At 69.8% G+C, this 16,457-nt stretch carries 16 protein-coding genes; 9 read left to right on the top strand and 7 right to left on the bottom strand.

The features are described from left to right. Nucleotides 1–17 precede the first annotated feature (17 nt). Complete coding sequence (locus Q3A80_RS24800) at nucleotides 18–1,091, bottom strand: sigma-54 interaction domain-containing protein (protein WP_446331509.1); 1,074 nt, start codon at nucleotides 1,089–1,091, stop codon at nucleotides 18–20. Nucleotides 1,092–1,436: 345 nt separating this feature from the next. Between Q3A80_RS24800 and Q3A80_RS24805 the strand changes: the two genes are divergently transcribed. After that, the gene (locus tag Q3A80_RS24805) at nucleotides 1,437–2,807 is read left to right on the top strand and encodes a sigma-54-dependent transcriptional regulator (protein WP_446331510.1); all 1,371 of its coding nucleotides are present in this window, start codon (nucleotides 1,437–1,439) and stop codon (nucleotides 2,805–2,807) included. A gap of 15 nt (nucleotides 2,808–2,822) precedes the next feature. Here Q3A80_RS24805 and Q3A80_RS24810 read toward each other — a convergent pair whose 3' ends face one another. Then, nucleotides 2,823–3,746 (bottom strand): glycosyltransferase family 2 protein, encoded by a 924-nt coding sequence (locus Q3A80_RS24810; protein ID WP_446331511.1) that lies wholly within the window; start codon nucleotides 3,744–3,746, stop codon nucleotides 2,823–2,825. Continuing rightward, the gene (locus Q3A80_RS24815) at nucleotides 3,725–4,432 is read right to left on the bottom strand and encodes a PIG-L deacetylase family protein (RefSeq protein WP_446331512.1); all 708 of its coding nucleotides are present in this window, start codon (nucleotides 4,430–4,432) and stop codon (nucleotides 3,725–3,727) included. The genes Q3A80_RS24810 and Q3A80_RS24815 overlap by 22 nt, the downstream gene beginning before the upstream one ends. A 128-nt stretch (nucleotides 4,433–4,560) precedes the next feature. Between Q3A80_RS24815 and Q3A80_RS24820 the strand changes: the two genes are divergently transcribed. Then, a complete protein-coding gene (locus Q3A80_RS24820) occupies nucleotides 4,561–6,867 on the top strand; it encodes an ATP-binding protein (protein WP_446331513.1) in 2,307 nt (768 codons plus the stop codon). 37 nt (nucleotides 6,868–6,904) lie between these two features. On the opposite strand, the gene Q3A80_RS24825 is transcribed toward Q3A80_RS24820, so the two are convergent. Both Q3A80_RS24825 and Q3A80_RS24830 read right to left on the bottom strand, forming a co-directional pair. Beyond that, nucleotides 6,905–7,951, bottom strand: coding sequence for a UDP-glucuronic acid decarboxylase family protein (locus tag Q3A80_RS24825; protein ID WP_446331552.1), 1,047 nt, complete (start codon nucleotides 7,949–7,951; stop codon nucleotides 6,905–6,907). Further along, a complete protein-coding gene (locus tag Q3A80_RS24830; RefSeq protein WP_446331514.1) occupies nucleotides 7,951–9,264 on the bottom strand; it encodes a glycosyltransferase family 4 protein in 1,314 nt (437 codons plus the stop codon). Before Q3A80_RS24830 ends, Q3A80_RS24825 begins: the two co-directional genes overlap by 1 nt. Nucleotides 9,265–9,506: 242 nt before the next feature. Between Q3A80_RS24830 and Q3A80_RS24835 the strand changes: the two genes are divergently transcribed. The 7 genes from Q3A80_RS24835 (at nucleotide 9,507) to Q3A80_RS24865 (ending at nucleotide 14,238) form a co-directional block, all read left to right on the top strand. Beyond that, entirely contained in the window at nucleotides 9,507–9,911 is a 405-nt protein-coding gene (locus tag Q3A80_RS24835; RefSeq protein WP_446331515.1) for a BON domain-containing protein, read from the top strand. A 27-nt stretch (nucleotides 9,912–9,938) separates the two neighbouring features. Then, entirely contained in the window at nucleotides 9,939–10,967 is a 1,029-nt protein-coding gene (locus Q3A80_RS24840; RefSeq protein WP_446331516.1) for an SDR family oxidoreductase, read from the top strand. A gap of 38 nt (nucleotides 10,968–11,005) precedes the next feature. Continuing rightward, nucleotides 11,006–11,305 (top strand): DUF2795 domain-containing protein, encoded by a 300-nt coding sequence (locus Q3A80_RS24845; protein WP_446331517.1) that lies wholly within the window; start codon nucleotides 11,006–11,008, stop codon nucleotides 11,303–11,305. Nucleotides 11,306–11,372: 67 nt separating this feature from the next. Further along, on the top strand, nucleotides 11,373–11,939 hold the full coding sequence (locus Q3A80_RS24850) for a hypothetical protein (protein ID WP_446331518.1): 567 nt from the start codon (nucleotides 11,373–11,375) through the stop codon (nucleotides 11,937–11,939). 127 nt (nucleotides 11,940–12,066) lie between these two features. Next, entirely contained in the window at nucleotides 12,067–12,924 is an 858-nt protein-coding gene (locus Q3A80_RS24855; RefSeq protein ID WP_446331519.1) for an SDR family oxidoreductase, read from the top strand. Nucleotides 12,925–12,952: 28 nt separating this feature from the next. Beyond that, on the top strand, nucleotides 12,953–13,567 hold the full coding sequence (locus Q3A80_RS24860) for a DUF4142 domain-containing protein (protein WP_446331520.1): 615 nt from the start codon (nucleotides 12,953–12,955) through the stop codon (nucleotides 13,565–13,567). Nucleotides 13,568–13,626: 59 nt separating this feature from the next. Further along, nucleotides 13,627–14,238, top strand: a complete 612-nt coding sequence (locus Q3A80_RS24865) for a DUF892 family protein (protein WP_446331521.1) — start codon at nucleotides 13,627–13,629, stop codon at nucleotides 14,236–14,238. A gap of 115 nt (nucleotides 14,239–14,353) precedes the next feature. Here Q3A80_RS24865 and Q3A80_RS24870 read toward each other — a convergent pair whose 3' ends face one another. Together Q3A80_RS24870 and Q3A80_RS24875 are read right to left on the bottom strand one after the other, a co-directional pair. Further along, entirely contained in the window at nucleotides 14,354–15,661 is a 1,308-nt protein-coding gene (locus Q3A80_RS24870) for an NRAMP family divalent metal transporter (RefSeq protein ID WP_446331522.1), read from the bottom strand. Beyond that, nucleotides 15,658–16,359: a UdgX family uracil-DNA binding protein gene (locus tag Q3A80_RS24875; protein ID WP_446331523.1), complete on the bottom strand. Its 702-nt coding sequence runs from the start codon at nucleotides 16,357–16,359 to the stop codon at nucleotides 15,658–15,660. Before Q3A80_RS24875 ends, Q3A80_RS24870 begins: the two co-directional genes overlap by 4 nt. Nucleotides 16,360–16,457: the final 98 nt, after the last annotated feature.

Here is a 16,457-nt window from a genome sequence, read left to right on the forward strand (position 1 = left end):
GCGGCCACGCGGCGCGTTCACGGATTCGGCGGACTCGGCGGCGTGGCCGCGCTTGCGGAGCCCGTGGCGCCCGTGGTGCTCGACGCACCGGCCGCACCGCCGTTGCCCGCACCCGTCGCGGCCGCGCCGTTCGTCGCGTTGCGCTCGTGCTCGGGCAGCAGCGCGAGCCGGTTGTACAGCGTCTTCAGGCTGATGCCGAGCGCCTTCGCGGTGCGCGGCTTGTCGCCGTTGAAGTGCCGCAGCGACGCGACGATGAAGCGCTGTTGCGTATGCGCGAGCGTCGTGCCGATATGCAGCGTCATCGCGTTGTGTCGCACTTCCTCGCGCGGCGGCTGGCGGCGCGGCAGCTGCAGTTCGATCTGTTCGTCCGCGAGGATGAACGCGCGCTCGAGCGCGTTGCGCAGCTCGCGCACGTTGCCGGGCCACGTGTACGCGCGCAGGGCCTTCATCGCCTGCATCGACAGGCGCTTGCGCGTGCGGTGGCGTGCGTTCAGTCGCTCGACGATCTGCAGCGCGATGTCGCCGACGTCGTCCTCGCGCTGTCGCAGCGCGGGCACGTGCAGCGCGATCGTCGCGATCCGGTAGAACAGATCTTCGCGCAGCCGGCCGCTGCGCACGGCCTCGACCGGATCGTGATGGGTGGCCGCGACGATCCGCACGTCGAGCGGAATCGCTTCATGGCCGCCGACGCGGATGATCGTGTTCGACTCGAGCGTGCGCAGCAGTTTCACCTGCAGTTCCGCGGGCATTTCCGCGATTTCGTCGAGAAACAGCGTGCCGCCGCGCGCGGCTTCGAACATGCCCACATGTTGTGCAACGGCGCCGGTGAAGCTGCCCTTTTCATGACCGAACAAATGTGATTCCGCGATGTCTTGCGGAATCGCGCCGCAATTGACCGGAACGAACGGGCCGCGCCGACGCGGACTCATGTCGTGAATGAGCCGCGCGACGATGTCCTTGCCGGCGCCGCTTTCGCCGACCACCAGCACACTCACGCGGGTCGCGGCCACGCGCGATATTTTCTGCAGCAAATTCTGGATTGTTCGCGAGCGGCCGAACAGTCGCGTGCCGTCATCGTCGGATTTCGACATGGGTATGACCGAGTTGGGAAGTTTTGACCGAAACCGTCGAGACTAGATGAAAAAATGACGCGCTAAACGTCGTTTTTTGCATGGAAAGCATACCGTCTATACGCGCGCCGCAAGATTGAATCTCGCAATGCGACCTTCGCGCGCAGATAGATTTATTCGATGAAGCGCAACCGCACGACACGCTTCTTCTATACTGCTAAGCACGCGTTTGTCATGGCAGGACAGCTTGTCTGCTCATTCGCATGCAGTGCCGTGCGGCGCCCGTGCCCGGCGTCGTACCCCGCACCGCATGCCCGCCGCGGCCTCGGTCGAACCATGCGCCGGGCCGCATCACAAGGAGCTTCGATGCCTTACGTCCTGATCGTCGAAGACGATGCCGACACGCGCGCGATGCTCGCGGCGCTCGCGCAAGCCCAGCAGCTTGCGTGCGACACGGCCGCGACGCTCGAAGAAGCGCGCACGCTCGTTACGACGAATACCCCGGATCTCGTGTTGTGCGATCTCGTTTTGCCGGACGGCAACGGGATGGATCTGTTCGACGCGTTGCCCAAACGCGGACATTGCGAAATGGTATTGACCACCGGTCACGCGAGCCTCGAAACCGCGATCGATGCATTGCGGCGCGGCGCGACCGACTATCTGGTGAAGCCGCTGAACATGCAGCGGCTGAACAGCATCTTCGCGCGCGTGCCGCGCACCACCGCGCTGCACGAGGAAATCGCGGAGCTGCGCTCCGAACTGCAGCGTCTCGGCCGCTTCGGCCGCATGCTCGGCAGCTCGCCCGCGATGCAGGCCGTGTACGACGCGATCGGCCGCGTCGCGCGCACCGAGGCGTCGGTGCTGCTCACCGGCGAATCAGGCACCGGCAAGGAGCTCGCCGCGCAAACGGTTCACGACCTGAGCCTGCGCCGCCGCGGCCCGTTCCTCGCGGTGAATTGCGGCGCGATCGCGGCGAACCTCGTCGAGAGCGAGATGTTCGGCCACGACCGCGGCAGCTTCACCGGCGCCGAGCGGCAGCACAAGGGCTTCTTCGAACGCGCGGACGGCGGCACGCTGTTCCTCGACGAAATCACCGAGATGCCGGTCGAATCGCAGGTCAAGCTGCTGCGCGTGCTCGAAACCGGCCGGCTCACGCGGCTCGGCTCCACGCGCGAGATCGACGTCGACGTGCGGATCGTCGCCGCGACCAACCGCGACCCGGAAGCCGCGATGGCGGAAGGCAAGCTGCGGCCCGACCTCTATCACCGGATCAACGTGTTTCCGATTCCGCTGCCGTCGCTGCGCGAGCGCGGCGACGACATCCCGATGCTCGCCGACGCGTTCCTGCAGCGCTACAACGACGACAGCAGGCGCAACCTGCGCTTCTCGCCGGCCGCCCGCGAGGCGCTGAAGACCTATGCATGGCCGGGCAACGTGCGCGAGCTGCGCAACTTCGTGCAGCGCGCGAGCATCTTCAGCGACGCGGACGTGATCGACACGCTGCCGCCGCCGATCATGGACGAACTGTCGAGCATGGTCGACTCGCACGAAGATCGCGTGACGGTGCCGTTCGGCACGCCGCTCGAGGAAGTCGACCGCAAGCTGATCCTCGGCACGATCGCGCAATGCGGCGGCGTGAAGGCGCAAGCAGCCGAGGTGCTCGACGTCAGCCTGAAAACGATCTACAACCGGCTCGCGCAACTGGAAGAAGGCGAAGCGGAAAAACCGGATTCCTGATGCCGCGCGTGGCGCTCACGCGTGCCCGCCCGCACGGCGGCGCCGCTCGCCGTCGAGCTGCCGGCGCATGCGCTCGACGTGCGGCGGAATCGTGCGCCGCTCGCGCAGGATCCACGGCAGGCCGGCGAACGTGCGGACGATCGCGCGTTCGCGCCCCAGCTGCGGCAGCATGCGCACGGTGTGCGCGAGCGCGGCGCCGGCCGGCCAGCGCAGCCACGCCGTCCATACCGCATTGCGGGTCGACACACTCACGCGCGTCTTCACGTCGCGCTGCATCGAAGGGTAATGATGAACCGTCAGGTGCGGTGCATAGACGAGCCACATGCCCGCGCGATAGAGATCGAGCGCGAGCAGCGCTTCCTCGCCGCCGAGGAAATAGCGCGGGTGATAGCCGCCCGCGTTCAGGAACGCATCGCGCCGGAACGCGGTCGCGCCGGCCAGCAGCCCGAGAATCGGGCGGCCCGGCAGCGCGACGGGCGCGTCGAGCGGGCTGTCGGCCATCAGCCGGCAGGTCGGGTCTTCGCGTTGGTCCGGACCGACCAGCACGCGCGCGGTGACGGCCGCGACGTGCGGATAATCGTCGAGCAGGTTCGCGGCCGCGGCGAGCGAGCCCGGCGCCCACCACGTGTCGTCGTCGCAGAACGCGACATGCGGCGTGCGCGCGACGGCCACGCCGAGGTTGCGGCCGGCTGCGCCGGCGTTACCCGGCGCATGCACGAGCGCCGCATGCGGAAAGCGCTCGCGCACGAACGCGGCGGTCGCGTCGTCGGCGCCGTTGTCGACGACGACGATCGCCGGCCGGTCGGGCAGCTCGGTGAGCCGCGCGAGCGTGCGTGCCAGTTCCGCCGGGCGCCGGTAGGTCAGCACGACCGCGGTCACGCGCGCCTCGCGCGGCGGCAGCCGCACGCGCGGCGGCGTTACGCGGACGTGCTGCCGCATTCGAGCCGCCAGTACGATTCGGGTTCACGGAGATCGGTGCGCATATGACCCTCGAACAGCGCAATCTGACTCGCATACGCTTCGACCGCGGCGGCCTTCGCTGCCGCGCCGTCGGTGCGGTTGCCGGCCGGCGCGCCGACCGGATGGCCGATCCATCCGTTCTCGCGCCAGCCGATCACGCGCCTGGCCATCAGCCCTTCGATGCGTCGATACGGAACGTCTTCGTAGAAGCGCCACACGCGCGACGCATCGCCCGCGCGTTCGTGCTCGCGCAGCAGCGACAGTACGGCCTGTTGCACCTGCAGGTGATCGCGATGGAACAGGCCGGCCGGCGCGAGCACGCCGAACCCCGGATACGCATCGATGGTGTCGGCCAGCCGCGCGGCGATCGCGGTCGTCGCGGCAGGCGCGCCGTACTGGTCGTCGAGGAAGTCGAGCCACAGGGGGCGCGCATCGAGCATGTCGAGCGCGCGGCGGTCCTCGTCGCGGCGGCTGCGCATCGCTTCGTCGGCCGTGCGAAAGCCCGCGCGCCGATCCCACGGCGGCGCGGCCGTATCGCGCGCCGGAATGCCCGCGAACACCGTGACGACTACCGAGCCCGGCGCCTGCGCGAGCACCTGCCCGCAACTGAAGACGGCATCGTCGAGATGCGGCGAGATGACGAGCCAGCGTGTCGGAACGGTCATGTTTCGAAAGTCTCCGTGGTAACGAGCGTAAGCGGCCGAGCCGGCGGTGCCGACCGGCGAGCATGCGGCGTGCCTGCCTGTCCACCCGTGGCCGGCCGCCGCCGAGGCTTGCGGCAGGAGCGTCTCCGATGATCCAGATTGCACGGCCGCCGGCCGGAAATTACGCAACCGCCGTGATGCTCGTCGCGATCGCGACCGTGCTGCATGCGCTCGCGATCCGCTTCGGCGGCCTGAACCTGCCGCTCGTCCTGTATTACCCGATGCTGGCCGGTGCGACGTGGGCCACGTCGTTCCGGTTCGGGATCGCGTCGACCGCGGTCAGCGGGCTGCTGGTGTGGACGCTGTTCCTGTCCGACCCGGAGGCCTATAGCGGCCCGCTGCCGGACCGGCTCGTGCGACTCGGTATCTTTATCGTGGCCGGCGTGCTGGTGTGTGCGATCACGGCGGTGCTGCGCCACACGCGACTCACGAGCGATGTCGCGCGCCGGCGCGAAGCCGCCGCGCGGCGCCAGCTCGAAGCCGTGCTGCAGGCGCTGCCGCACGGCGTGATCGCGACCGATGTGCACGGCCGCGTGACCTACGTGAATGCAGCGGCCGCCGAACTGGCCGGCTGCGCCGCGGACGACGCGACGGGCCGGCCGGTCCGCGACGTGCTGCACGTGCTGGACCGCGACGACCGGCGCGTGGAGACGACGCCGCTCGATCGCGCACTCGGCGGCGCGCATGCGCGATCCGATCGTCACTGGCTGCACGGTGCGCCGGGCAGTGCGCCGGTACCGATCGTCGAGGTCGCGTCGCCGATCGCCGATGCGCACGGCAACGTCGACGGCGCGGTGATGCTGCTGCGCGACGGGAGCGCGGAGCGGGCGCTTGCCGATGCGTCGCGCCTGCTGCACGCCGTCGTCGACGCATCGCCGGACGCAATCGTCGGGATCGGCCGCGACGGCCGCATCGTCAGCTGGAACGCGGCCGCGCAACGGATCTTCGGGTATGACGAAACGGAAGCGCACGGGCGTGCGCTCGACACGCTGGTCGCGGCGCGCTGGCTGCGGCGCCATCCGCTCGTCGACGCGTTCGACGGGATGCGCGACGCGGTGGGCCCGCTCGAACTGCTGTGCATCCGGCGCGACGGCCGGCGCTTTCGCGCGGCCGTGTCCGCATGCCCGGTGAAAGGCGACGCGCGCAGCTGCGTCGCGCTGTCGCTGACGCTGCGCGAGACGGGCGCGCAGCGCCGCCGCGAACTGCGCGCACTGCGCTCGCTGCAGGGCGCGCGCAACGCCCGCGAACAGGCCGATACGTCGAACCGCCTGAAGGACGAACTGCTCGCGACCGTGTCGCATGAACTGCGTACGCCGCTGAACGTGATCTACGGCTGGATCGAGGTGCTGCGCAACTCCCGCGACGACGCGCTGCAGCAGCAGGCGATCGACGCGATCGACCGCAGCGCGCGCTCGCTCACGCGGATGGTCGGCGACATCCTCGATGCATCGTCGCTCGCGACCGGCAAGCTGCAGCTCGACGCGAGGCCGGTCGATATCGTGCGGCTCTTCTCCGATGCGTCGGCCGCGTTCCAGACGGCCGCATCGTCGGCCGGGATCGTGCTCGAATTCGACTGCACGGCGAGCACGTGCGTGATCTCCGGCGACGCGGAGCGCTTGCGGCAGATGCTGTGGAACCTCGTGTCCAACGCGCTGAAGTTCACGCCGGCCGGCGGCGCGGTGACCGTCACGCTGTCGCGCGACGACGCGCACGCGGCGCTGGTCGTCGCCGACACCGGGCAGGGCATCGCACCCGAATTCATTCCGCACGTGTTCGACATGTTCCGCCGCGCGGACGATTCGCCGGCGTCGCCGCGGCGCGGGCTCGGGCTCGGCCTGTCGATCGTGCGGCACATCGCGCAGCTGCATGGCGGCACGGTCGACGTCCACAGTGCGGGGCGCAATCGCGGCACCACGTTTACCGTGACGCTGCCGACCGGCTGGCAACCCGCAGGCACGATGGCGTGGAATGTCGCGCAGGCGGACCTGCCGCGCGACCGCGTGTCGCTCGACACGCAGCGGATCCTGATCGTCGACGACGACGCGACCACGCGCGCGAGCCTGACCGCCGCACTGACGACGTTCGGCGCGGCCGTCGCGATCGCGAAATCGGGCCGCGAAGCGCTCGCCGTGCTCGCCGACCTGCAGCCGACCGTCGTGCTGTCCGATCTCGCGATGCCCGATGGCGACGGCTTCTGGCTGCTCGATGCGCTGCGGCGCGGCGATGCGAACGGCGGCGTGCCGCCCGACCTGCGCGTGCTCGCCGTGACCGCGCACGCCGGCACGGCCGACGAGCGCCGCGTGCTCGACGCGGGTTTCGACGGCTACCTGTGCAAGCCGGTCGACGTGCGCGAGCTGGTGCACGAGATCGCGCGCGTGACGAAGCGCGACGGCTGATGCGCGGTGCGCACCGGCCGTCGCCGCGTCGTCGCCGTCACGTCGCCGTCGTCGGCCGGTTCTGCGTGCTGATCTGTGCGAGCATGTGCGACGCGATCTGCGTGCTGCGCACGAGATCGCCAGGCGTGTGATGCACCGCCTGCCGATGGATGAAATACCGCGCGGTGTGCGCGAGCCCGCTCGCGAGCGGCGTCGTCGCGCGCCAGCCGAGGCGCCGCTGCGCGGCCTCGAGATCGGGCCGCCGCTGGCGTGGATCGTCGGACGGCAGCGGGCAGAACTCGATCGCGACCGGCGTGCCGACGATCCTCACGACTTCGCGCGCGACGTCGATCATCGCGATCTCGTCGTCGCTGCCGAGGTTCACCGGTTCGCACGCGTCGCCCGACTCGTCCATCAGCCGGATCAGCGCGTCGACCATGTCGTCGACGTAGCAGAACGAGCGCGTCTGCTTGCCGTCGCCGTAGACGGTGAGCGGCTCGCCGGCCAGCGCCTGCGTGATGAAGTTCGACACGACGCGCCCGTCGGCCGGGTGCATGCGCGGCCCGTACGTGTTGAAGATCCGCGCGATCCGCACGTCGGTCCCGTACTGGCGGTGATAGTCCATGAACAGCGTTTCCGCGCAGCGCTTGCCCTCGTCGTAGCACGCGCGCACGCCGATCGGGTTCACGCGGCCGCAGTAGCGCTCGTCCTGCGGATGCACGTCGGGGTCGCCGTACACCTCGCTCGTCGATGCCTGCAGGATGCGTGCCTTCACGCGCTTCGCGAGGCCGAGCAGGTTGATCGCGCCATGTACGCTGGTCTTGGTCGTCTGCACCGGGTCGCGCTGGTAGTGCACGGGCGACGCCGGGCACGCGAGGTTGTATATCTCGTCGACCTCGACGTACAGCGGGAACGTCACGTCGTGCCGCATCAGCTCGAAGTTCGGCGCATCGAGCAGGTGCGCGATGTTGTCCTTGGTTCCCGTGTAGAAATTGTCCACGCACAGCACGTCGTGGCCGGCCGTCACGAGCCGTTCGCACAGGTGCGAGCCGAGAAACCCGGCGCCGCCGGTCACGAGTACGCGTTTGCGATCGTAGCCCTTCATCATGCATTCTCCTTGCGGTTCGCGAGGACACCCGGCGTGGTCGCGACGGGCGTGCGGCGGCTGGGCGCGGTGCCGGCACGCTGCGGCTGCGCGACGTCGCGGTAGATGTCGACGAGGCGGTCGGCCACGCCGCGCCACGTGTAGAAGCGGTGCGCGCGCAGATAGCCGGCGCGGCCGAGCGCGGTGCACAGATCGGGCTGCGCGCGCAGCTGCAGCAGCCGCGCGGCAAGCGCGGCCGGATCGCGCGGCGGCACCAGGTAGCCGGTCGTGCCGTCGTCGACCGTCGTGCGGATGCCGCCGACGTCGCTGCCGATCACCGGCGCCGCGCACGCCATCGCCTCCACCGGCGTGATGCCGAACGGCTCGTACCACGGCGTCGTCACGAACACGTCGGCCGCGCTGTAGTACAGGTGCAGCGCGTCGCGCTCGCGGCGCCCGACGAAGATCACACGGTCGGCGATGCCGGTGTCGTGCGCAAGCGCGGCGAGCCGCGCGAGCTCGGGATCGCGCGACGGGTCGGGGTCCGCCTGGCTGCCGCCGACGACGTAGAGCCGCGTCGGCCGTTGCGGGTCGCGCGGCATCCGGGCCACGGCGTCGATCACGTTGTCGATTCCCTTGCGCGGCACCAGCCGCCCGAGTTGCAGCACGATGAACGCGTCCTGCGGCCAGCCGAGCCGCGCACGCGCATCGACGCGCGGCACCGGCCGGAATTCGCGCGCGTCGAATCCGCACGGCACGATCTCGATGCGCGCGGCGTCCGCGTGATAGTGCGTGGTCAGGTCGAGCGCGTCCTGCGGGCATTCGGCGATCAGCTTGTCCGAGCGGCGCGCGAGCGTGTCCTCGATCGCGAAGCGTTCGTCCGGGAAGCCGTCGGCGGCGCCCTGGTGCAGCCGCCGCACGCGGCCGAGCGCATGGAACGTCGTGACGAGCGGGATGCCGAGGCGCCGCTTCACGCGCAGGCCGGCCTCGCCGGACATGAAAAAGTTCGCGTGCATCACGTCGACCGGATCGGGCTCGCGCCGCATGCGCGCGACCATGTAGTCGGCGAACGCGCCCATGTACGGCAGCAGCCGCTCCTTCGGCACGTCGGTGGGCGGCCCGGCCGGTACGTGGATCACGCGCATGTGCGGGCCGATCTGCACGACTTCGGGCAGGTGCGGATTGTCGCAGCGCGTGTACACGTCCACGTCGAGGCCGCGCTCGGCCAGCTGCTTCGCGACGTTCGCGACGTAGATGTTCTGGCCGCCCGCATCCACGCCGCCGATCACCCCCAGCGGCGACGCATGTTCACTGATCAACGCAATTCTTTGCATGGTGTTGCTCCCGAGGTCGGGGCCGCGCCGATGGGCCCCGTTGCGTCCCTGTCCGGCAAACGGCATGCCCGGCACTTTGCGGGGGAAACGGCCCTCCGGTGCGCCGAAAAAATTACAACGCGTTGGATGAAAGGGCGTCTGATCGCGGTCCCGCGCGCGCGCGCGGCGTGCCGGGCGCGGCACGCGGTTTGCGCCGCCCGGGATACCCGCCGGCCATGCCGGCACCACGAAAGGAGGTCACGATGAAGGTATTCCCGCTGCAAGCCCGCGCACCGCGATTCCGCCGTCATCCCGCCAAGCGTGTCGGCATGGCGATCGCGATCGCCGCGGCCGCCGCCTGCACGGTCGTCGCGCCGAACGTGTTCGCCGCCGGCGACGACGCGTCATCGTCGTCCATGTCGTCGTCGACGCATTCGAGCACCGGCACCAAGATCCGCGACGCGACCATCACGACCAAGGCGAAAGCCGAACTGGTCGGCACGAGCGGCCTGTCGGCCGGGGACATCCACGTGAAGACCCGCCACGGCGTCGTGATGCTCACCGGCAGCGTGCCCGACGAAGCGCAGCGCACGCAGGCGGTCGACGTCGTCCGGAAGATCGACGGCGTGCAGGACGTGCGCGACCAGCTGACCATCCGCCCGAAATAACCGCGGCCCCGTAAAAGGAGTCCCCCGATGAAGTGCATGCTCAAACCGGTCGGCGAACAGACGATCGTGATCACGGGCGCCACGAGCGGCATCGGCCTCGTCACCGCGCGCAAGGCAGCGCGGCGCGGTGCGAAGCTGGTGCTGTTCGCGCGCAACGAGGACGCGCTGAACACGCTGTGCGACGAAATCCGTCAGCACGGCGGTCTCGCGGTGCCGGTTGCCGGCGACGTCGGCAACATCGAGGACCTGCAGCGCGCGGCCGCGAAGGCGGCCGAGACCTACGGCGGCTTCGACACGTGGGTCAACAACGCGGGCGTGTCGATCTTCGGCACGGCGGCAGCCGTGCCGCTCGAGGATCAGCGCCGGCTGTTCGACACCAACTACTGGGGCGTCGTGCACGGCTCGCTCGTCGCGTCCGATCATTTCCGGCGCAAGAGCGATTTCCACGGCGGCGCGATCATCAACATGGGCAGCGAGGTGTCGGATGCGCCGGTGCCGCTGCAAAGCGCATACGTCGCGTCGAAGCACGCGGTGAAGGGCTTCACCGATTCGCTGCGGCTCGAGCTCGAGTCGGACCATCTGCCGGTGTCGGTCACGCTGATCAAGCCGGCCGCGATGGACACGATGTTCGTGATGCACGCGAAGAACTACATGAACGTCGAGGCGAAGCTGCCGCCGCCGATCTACGACCCCGAACTCGTCGCCGACGCGATCCTGTACGCGGCCGCGCATCCGCGCCGCACGCTGTTCGTCGGCGGCGCCGCGAAGCTCACGTCGGCCAGCGCGTATCACGCGCCGCACCTGTTCGATCGCGTCGCGGCCACGCTGTTCTCGCGCGGCCAGCGCACGGTGCGTCCGGCGCGGCCGCGCGACGACAACGCGCTGTACGAATCGCGCCACGCACTGCACGAGCGCGAAGGGATGGAAGGGCCCGTGCTGCGCGGGTGTGCGTACAACGCGGTGGTGCAGCGTCCGAAGGTCGCGGGCGCGGTGGCGCTCGGCGCGGCCGCGCTGGTGTTCGCCGCGCTTGCGCGCGCGCGTCGCGTGTCGACGTAAGCGCATTCCTTACCGTTTTTCAATCGAAGGAGGTTTTCATGTCATCCCGACAACATACGGGCCACGAATACAGCCACTCGCGCGCTCACGAAGGCGAGCGCACGCAGCAGGACCACGACAAGGGCGGCCACCAGGCCGGCCACGGCAAGGTGCCGAGCCCGGTCGACGTGCAGAAGGCGCTGAAGGGGATGGACTACCCGGCCAGCAAGGCCGACGTCGTCGAGTGCGCCGAACGCTCGCATGCGGACAAGGAGGTGCTGGACATGCTCCGCCAGATTCCCGACCGCGAATACACGACACCGGCCTCGGTGTCGAAGGAGCTCGGGCGGCTGATGTGAGCGCCGCCGCATCGCGCCGCGCGCGCGTCGGCATGCGCGGCGCGTTACCGTCACGAGGAGGACGAGCATGGCGATGATCGTCGCAGGCCGCTTCACGACGTTCGATGAAGCGGAAGGTGGAGCGCGCCACCTTTACGAGCGCGCGTTCGGCCCGGACGACGTGTCGATCTTCTTCCTGAACCCCGGTGGCCAGCACGCGCGCTTTCCGATCGGCGGCGACGTCTACGCCGACACGGCCGCGAAGCCGGGCGGCCGCGGCGCGATGGTCGGCGCGATGCGCGGGCTGCTGATCGGCGTGGTCGTCGGTTTGATCATCTATGCACTGGGCCTGCGCTACTGGTTCGTGCCGGCCGCCGGCGCACTCGCCGGCGCGTATCTCGGTGCGTTCGGCGGCGCGCTCGGCCGCATGCGCGGCGAGCAGGCCGAAGGGAAGGGCACGCTCGCGAAGACCGAGACCGGCGTGATCCTCGCCGCGCGCGTGACGCCGACGACCGCGGCCGCCGCCGAGGACGTGCTGCGCGCGACCGGCGCGCAGTCGATCGAGCGCGTCGAAGGCGACTGGCAGGACGGCGAATGGCGCGACTTCGATCCGGTACGCCGGCCTGACGGCACCACGCAAGGCAGCCCGCGCTGAGCATGCCGTTTCTGCATGGGCTTGCAACGCGGCGTGTGGCGTCCTGCGCGCGCAACCGTGCGCGGGCGCAACGCCGCGTGGCATGCCGTTTGCGCTGCGCATCCGGCACCCGTCCAAGGAGGAAACCATGACTACGGCAAAGACCCCGCCGCCCCAGAAGCAGACGCAGCAGCCGGGCACCGAGCGGGACATGCATCCGAAGCCGCGCGACGAGGCGGCCGATTACGTCGGCAGCGGCAAGCTGGCCGGCAAGGTCGCGCTCGTGACGGGCGGCGACAGCGGGATCGGCCGCGCGGTCGCGATCGGCTTCGCGAAGGAGGGCGCGGACGTCGCGATCGTCTACCTGAACGAATCGGACGATGCCGCGCACACCAAGCGCCTGATCGAGCAGGCCGGCCGCCGCTGCGAGGCGATCGCGTGCGACGTCGGCGATCGCACGCAGGCGCGCGACGCGGTGGCGCGCACGGTCGAGCGGCTCGGCCGGCTCGACGTGCTGGTGAACAACGCGGGCGAACAGCATCCGCAGCCGGGTATCGAGGACGTCACCGAGGAGCAGCTCGAGCGCACGTTCCGGACGAACATCTACGGGATGTTCTTCTGCACGCAGGCCGCGCTGCCGCACATGAAGGAGGGCGGCCGCATCGTCAACACCGCGTCGGTGACCGCGTATCACGGCAATCCGAAGCTGCCCGACTACTCGGCGACCAAGGGCGCGATCGTCGCGTTCACGCGCTCGCTGTCGATCGAGCTGGCCGAGCGTGACATCCGCGTGAATGCGGTCGCGCCGGGGCCGATCTGGACGCCGTTGATTCCGTCGACCTTCACGCCCGAACAGGTGGCGAAGTTCGGCTCGAACGTGCCGCTGAAGCGCCCCGGCCAGCCGGACGAACTGATCGGCTGCTACGTGCTGCTCGCATCGGAAGGCGCGAGCTACATGACGGGACAGACGTTGCATCCGAACGGCGGCTCGATCGTCGGCGGTTGATGGCTACCCCCACGGAAGGAGAAAGCGCATGAAACAACCCAACTGGACGATCGCGGCGCTCGCAGCCGGCGTGCTGGCCGTGTCGGGGCTCGCGCGGGCACAGATGCCGAGCGAGCCGCCTGCGTCGAATTCGCATGTGCCGGGCGGCGTGATCAACCCGTCGTCGGGCGCCGCCAGCGCAGGCGACGCCGGCATCGCGAAAGCGCCGAAGGGCGCCGACGCGGAGTTCGTCGACAAGGCCGCGATGGCCGGCAAGGCGGAAGTGCAGGCGAGCCAGCTCGCGCTGAAGCAGGCGCAGTCGGCCGACGTGCGCGCGTTCGCGAAGCGGATGGTCGCCGACCACGGCAAGGCGAACGCGAAGCTCGACGAGATCGCCGCGCGCAAGGGCATGAAGCCGCAGGTCGAACAGATTTCGGATCCCGACGTGGAAGCGCTGCGCGGCAAGAGCGGGCACGACTTCGACACCGCGTATCTCGCGGCGGCCGGCCCCGATGCGCACAAGAAGGCGGTTGCGTTGTTCGAAGACGAGGCGCGCGACGGCAAGGACGCGCAATTGCGCGCGTTCGCGAAATCCACGCTGCCGACGCTCAAGCATCACCTGAGCATGGCGGAGACGGTCGCACGCAAGGTGGGCGCGCAATAACGCGTGCCCGGTTCAACCCCAGGGCCGCACGTGCGGCCCGCTTTTTCGGAGAAGCAGTCATGGCCCAACGGCAATCGAAGCACGAAGGCATCCTCGAACTGCTCTGCCAGGCATACGAGACCGAGCTTGGCGGCGCGAAGATCTACGAGGCCGCGCTCCAGTGCGCGACCGACGAGGACCTGCACAAGGAATGGGAGAAGTACCACCGCGAAACGATGCATCACCAGGAGGTGCTGCGCAAGGTATTCGAAACGCTCGGCCTCGATCCGAATACGCAGTCGCCGGGGCGCGCCGCGGTCGCGGCGACCGGCAAGTCGCTCGTCCAGGTGATCGAGCAGGCGAAGAAGCAGGCCGACCCGGCGGTCGCGCAGGTCGTCGCGGCCGAATGCGTGGTGCTCGCCGAGACCAAGGACCACCTGAACTGGGAACTGATCGGCTATGCGGCGGACCAGCTGCCGGCCGGCGACGCGGCGAAGGCGCTGAAGGCCGCACACGATGAAGTCGAGGCCGACGAGGATCATCACCTGTATCACACCCGCGGCTGGGCGCGCGAGATGTGGATCGAGTCGATGGGCTTCAAGGCCGTGCTGCCGCCGCCGGAGGAAGTGAAGAAGGTCGAGTCGGCCGCCGATGCGGCGCGGGCCGAGAAATCGCGCGGCAAGATGATGTAACGATTGGTGCCCGCAGGCCGGGCCGTGCCGCTTGTGCGGCGGCCCGGCCTTTTGCTGTCCGTTCCCTCGCGTTTTCCTGATAGGTTGCGTGCGCAACGGGTTTCCGCTCGCTTCGTCAGGTCAGCAAGTCCACCGCCATCACGACCACCGACGCCGCCATCAGCACGACCGCCAGCCATCCGAAGCATTTCGATACGACGCCGGTGCCCGGCTGACCTTCGGCATCGCGGCGCTGCGACAGCAGCATCACGAGCACGAGCATCGGCACCGCCGCGATGCCGTTGAGCACCGCGCTCCAGTACAGCGCCTTGATCGGGTTGATCGGGCTGAAGCAGATCGCGATGCCGACGAGCACGCACAGCGCGAGCACCGTGTAGAACGCCGGCGCGCGCCGTACCGGCTCGTTCAGCCCTTCGCGGAACCGCCACGCCTCGGCACAGCCATATGCGGCGCTGCCGGCGAACGCGGGAATCGCGAGCAGCCCGCAGCCGACGATGCCGAACGCGAACACGAGAAACGCCGCTTCGCCGGCGATCGGCCGCAGCGCTTCGGCGGCTTGCGCGGTCGAACCGATGTCGTGCTTGCCGTGCGCGAAGAACACGGCCGCGCCGATCACCATGATGCAGAACGACACCGCATTGGTCACGATCATCCCGGTCCACGTATCGATCGTGATGCGCCGCTCGGTCGCGCGGCGCGCCCCCGGCGCACAGGCGGCGTCGCCGTTGCGGCGCTCGGCCTGCGTCTCCTCGACCTCCAGCGCGGCCTGCCACACGAACAGGTACGGGCTCAGCGTCGTGCCGAGCACCGCGACCGCCGTCGTCGCATAGTCGTGCGTGAACGCGATGTGCGGCAGCACGATCGCACGCAGCACGCTGCCCCAGTCGACGTGCACGAACGCGAGTTCGATCACGTACGCGAGCAGGCCGAGCGTCATCCATTTGAGCCAGCGCGCGTAGCGTTCGTAGGACATCAGCACCTGCAGCGCGAGCGACGCGATCCCGTAGACGGGCGCATACCAGTAGCTGCGGCCGCCGGCGACGAGGGCCGTCGCGTCGCCCATCGCGGCGAGATCCGCGCCGACGTTCACGACGTTGACGATCACGACCATCACGACCAGCATCTGGGCGAGCCGGACGGAGAAGTGCTCGCGGATGCCCGCGACGAGGCCTTTGCGATTGGTGCGGGCCACGAACGCCGACGCGAGCTGCACGACGACCATCATCGGCAGCGTGACGACGATCATCCACAGCATGTGGAAACCGAACTGGCTGCCGGCCTGCGCATAGACCGCGACGTTGCTCGGGTCGGCGTCGGACGCGCCGGCCAGCAGACCGGGACCGAGCCGCCGGTACCACGGTTTCGCGGCGGGGGCGGCGGCAGCCGTGTCGCGCGCGGCATCGTCGCTGCGCAGGTCGCTCATTCGGCGGCTCCCGGCGCGTCGCCGGTGTCGCGCGCGAGGCGCGACGCGGTGCGCAGCGCGTCGACGAGCGTCCGGTACGCGTGCTCGCGCGAATCGGCGCCGCGCGTGCGCAACACGTACGACGGGTGATAGGTCGCGACGACGACGCTGCCGCCGGGCGCGCGCACCGGCTTGCGCATGCGCTCCAGCGTCGCGTCGTTGTCCTGCAGCACCGCGCGCAGCGCCGTCGCGCCGAGCGCGACGATCACGCGCGGCGCGAGCGTATCGAGTTCGCGCTGCAGCCAGTAGCGGCACGCGGCGACCTCGCGCTGCGCGGGCGTCTTGTGCAGCCGGCGCTTGCCGCGCGGCTCCCATTTGAAGTGCTTGACCGCGTTGGTCAGGTACACGTGCTTGCGGTCGATCCCGGCTTCGTCCAGCGCGCGATCGAGCATGCGCCCCGCCGCGCCGACGAACGGGATGCCCGTGCGGTCCTCCTGGTCGCCCGGCTGTTCGCCGACCAGCATGATCCGCGCGTTCGTCGGCCCCGCACCGGGCACCGGCTGCGTCGCGTGCTCCCACAGCGAGCAGCGGCGGCATGCGTCGAGCGTCGCGGGCGCGTCGTCGTCGGGTTCCGGGGCGGCCGTCGCGGGCTTCGCGCGTTTCGACGGCGTCGAAGACGTGGAGGGCTGCGAGGGCGGTGCGTGTGTCGCGCGCGTCATGCTGCACCTCCCGCGCATGCCGGCGGCCCGTCCGCGCGGGCGCGTGCGGCGCGGCGCGCCCGCGTGCACGCGGCATGTCCGGCAAGCGGATCGAAGGC

Source organism: Burkholderia sp. SR8 (assembly GCF_052851275.1).

Coding starts and splice junctions, on each gene's coding strand:
- Q3A80_RS24845 (WP_446331517.1), top strand. CDS start 11,006: ATGTCATCCCGACAACATACGGGCCACGAATACAGCCACTCGCGCGCT.
- Q3A80_RS24825 (WP_446331552.1), bottom strand. CDS start 7,951: ATGAAGGGCTACGATCGCAAACGCGTACTCGTGACCGGCGGCGCCGGG.
- Q3A80_RS24805 (WP_446331510.1), top strand. CDS start 1,437: ATGCCTTACGTCCTGATCGTCGAAGACGATGCCGACACGCGCGCGATG.
- Q3A80_RS24840 (WP_446331516.1), top strand. CDS start 9,939: ATGAAGTGCATGCTCAAACCGGTCGGCGAACAGACGATCGTGATCACG.
- Q3A80_RS24830 (WP_446331514.1), bottom strand. CDS start 9,264: ATGCAAAGAATTGCGTTGATCAGTGAACATGCGTCGCCGCTGGGGGTG.
- Q3A80_RS24870 (WP_446331522.1), bottom strand. CDS start 15,661: ATGAGCGACCTGCGCAGCGACGATGCCGCGCGCGACACGGCTGCCGCC.
- Q3A80_RS24820 (WP_446331513.1), top strand. CDS start 4,561: ATGATCCAGATTGCACGGCCGCCGGCCGGAAATTACGCAACCGCCGTG.
- Q3A80_RS24850 (WP_446331518.1), top strand. CDS start 11,373: ATGGCGATGATCGTCGCAGGCCGCTTCACGACGTTCGATGAAGCGGAA.
- Q3A80_RS24815 (WP_446331512.1), bottom strand. CDS start 4,432: ATGACCGTTCCGACACGCTGGCTCGTCATCTCGCCGCATCTCGACGAT.
- Q3A80_RS24855 (WP_446331519.1), top strand. CDS start 12,067: ATGACTACGGCAAAGACCCCGCCGCCCCAGAAGCAGACGCAGCAGCCG.
- Q3A80_RS24860 (WP_446331520.1), top strand. CDS start 12,953: ATGAAACAACCCAACTGGACGATCGCGGCGCTCGCAGCCGGCGTGCTG.
- Q3A80_RS24835 (WP_446331515.1), top strand. CDS start 9,507: ATGAAGGTATTCCCGCTGCAAGCCCGCGCACCGCGATTCCGCCGTCAT.
- Q3A80_RS24800 (WP_446331509.1), bottom strand. CDS start 1,091: ATGTCGAAATCCGACGATGACGGCACGCGACTGTTCGGCCGCTCGCGA.
- Q3A80_RS24810 (WP_446331511.1), bottom strand. CDS start 3,746: ATGCGGCAGCACGTCCGCGTAACGCCGCCGCGCGTGCGGCTGCCGCCG.
- Q3A80_RS24875 (WP_446331523.1), bottom strand. CDS start 16,359: ATGACGCGCGCGACACACGCACCGCCCTCGCAGCCCTCCACGTCTTCG.
- Q3A80_RS24865 (WP_446331521.1), top strand. CDS start 13,627: ATGGCCCAACGGCAATCGAAGCACGAAGGCATCCTCGAACTGCTCTGC.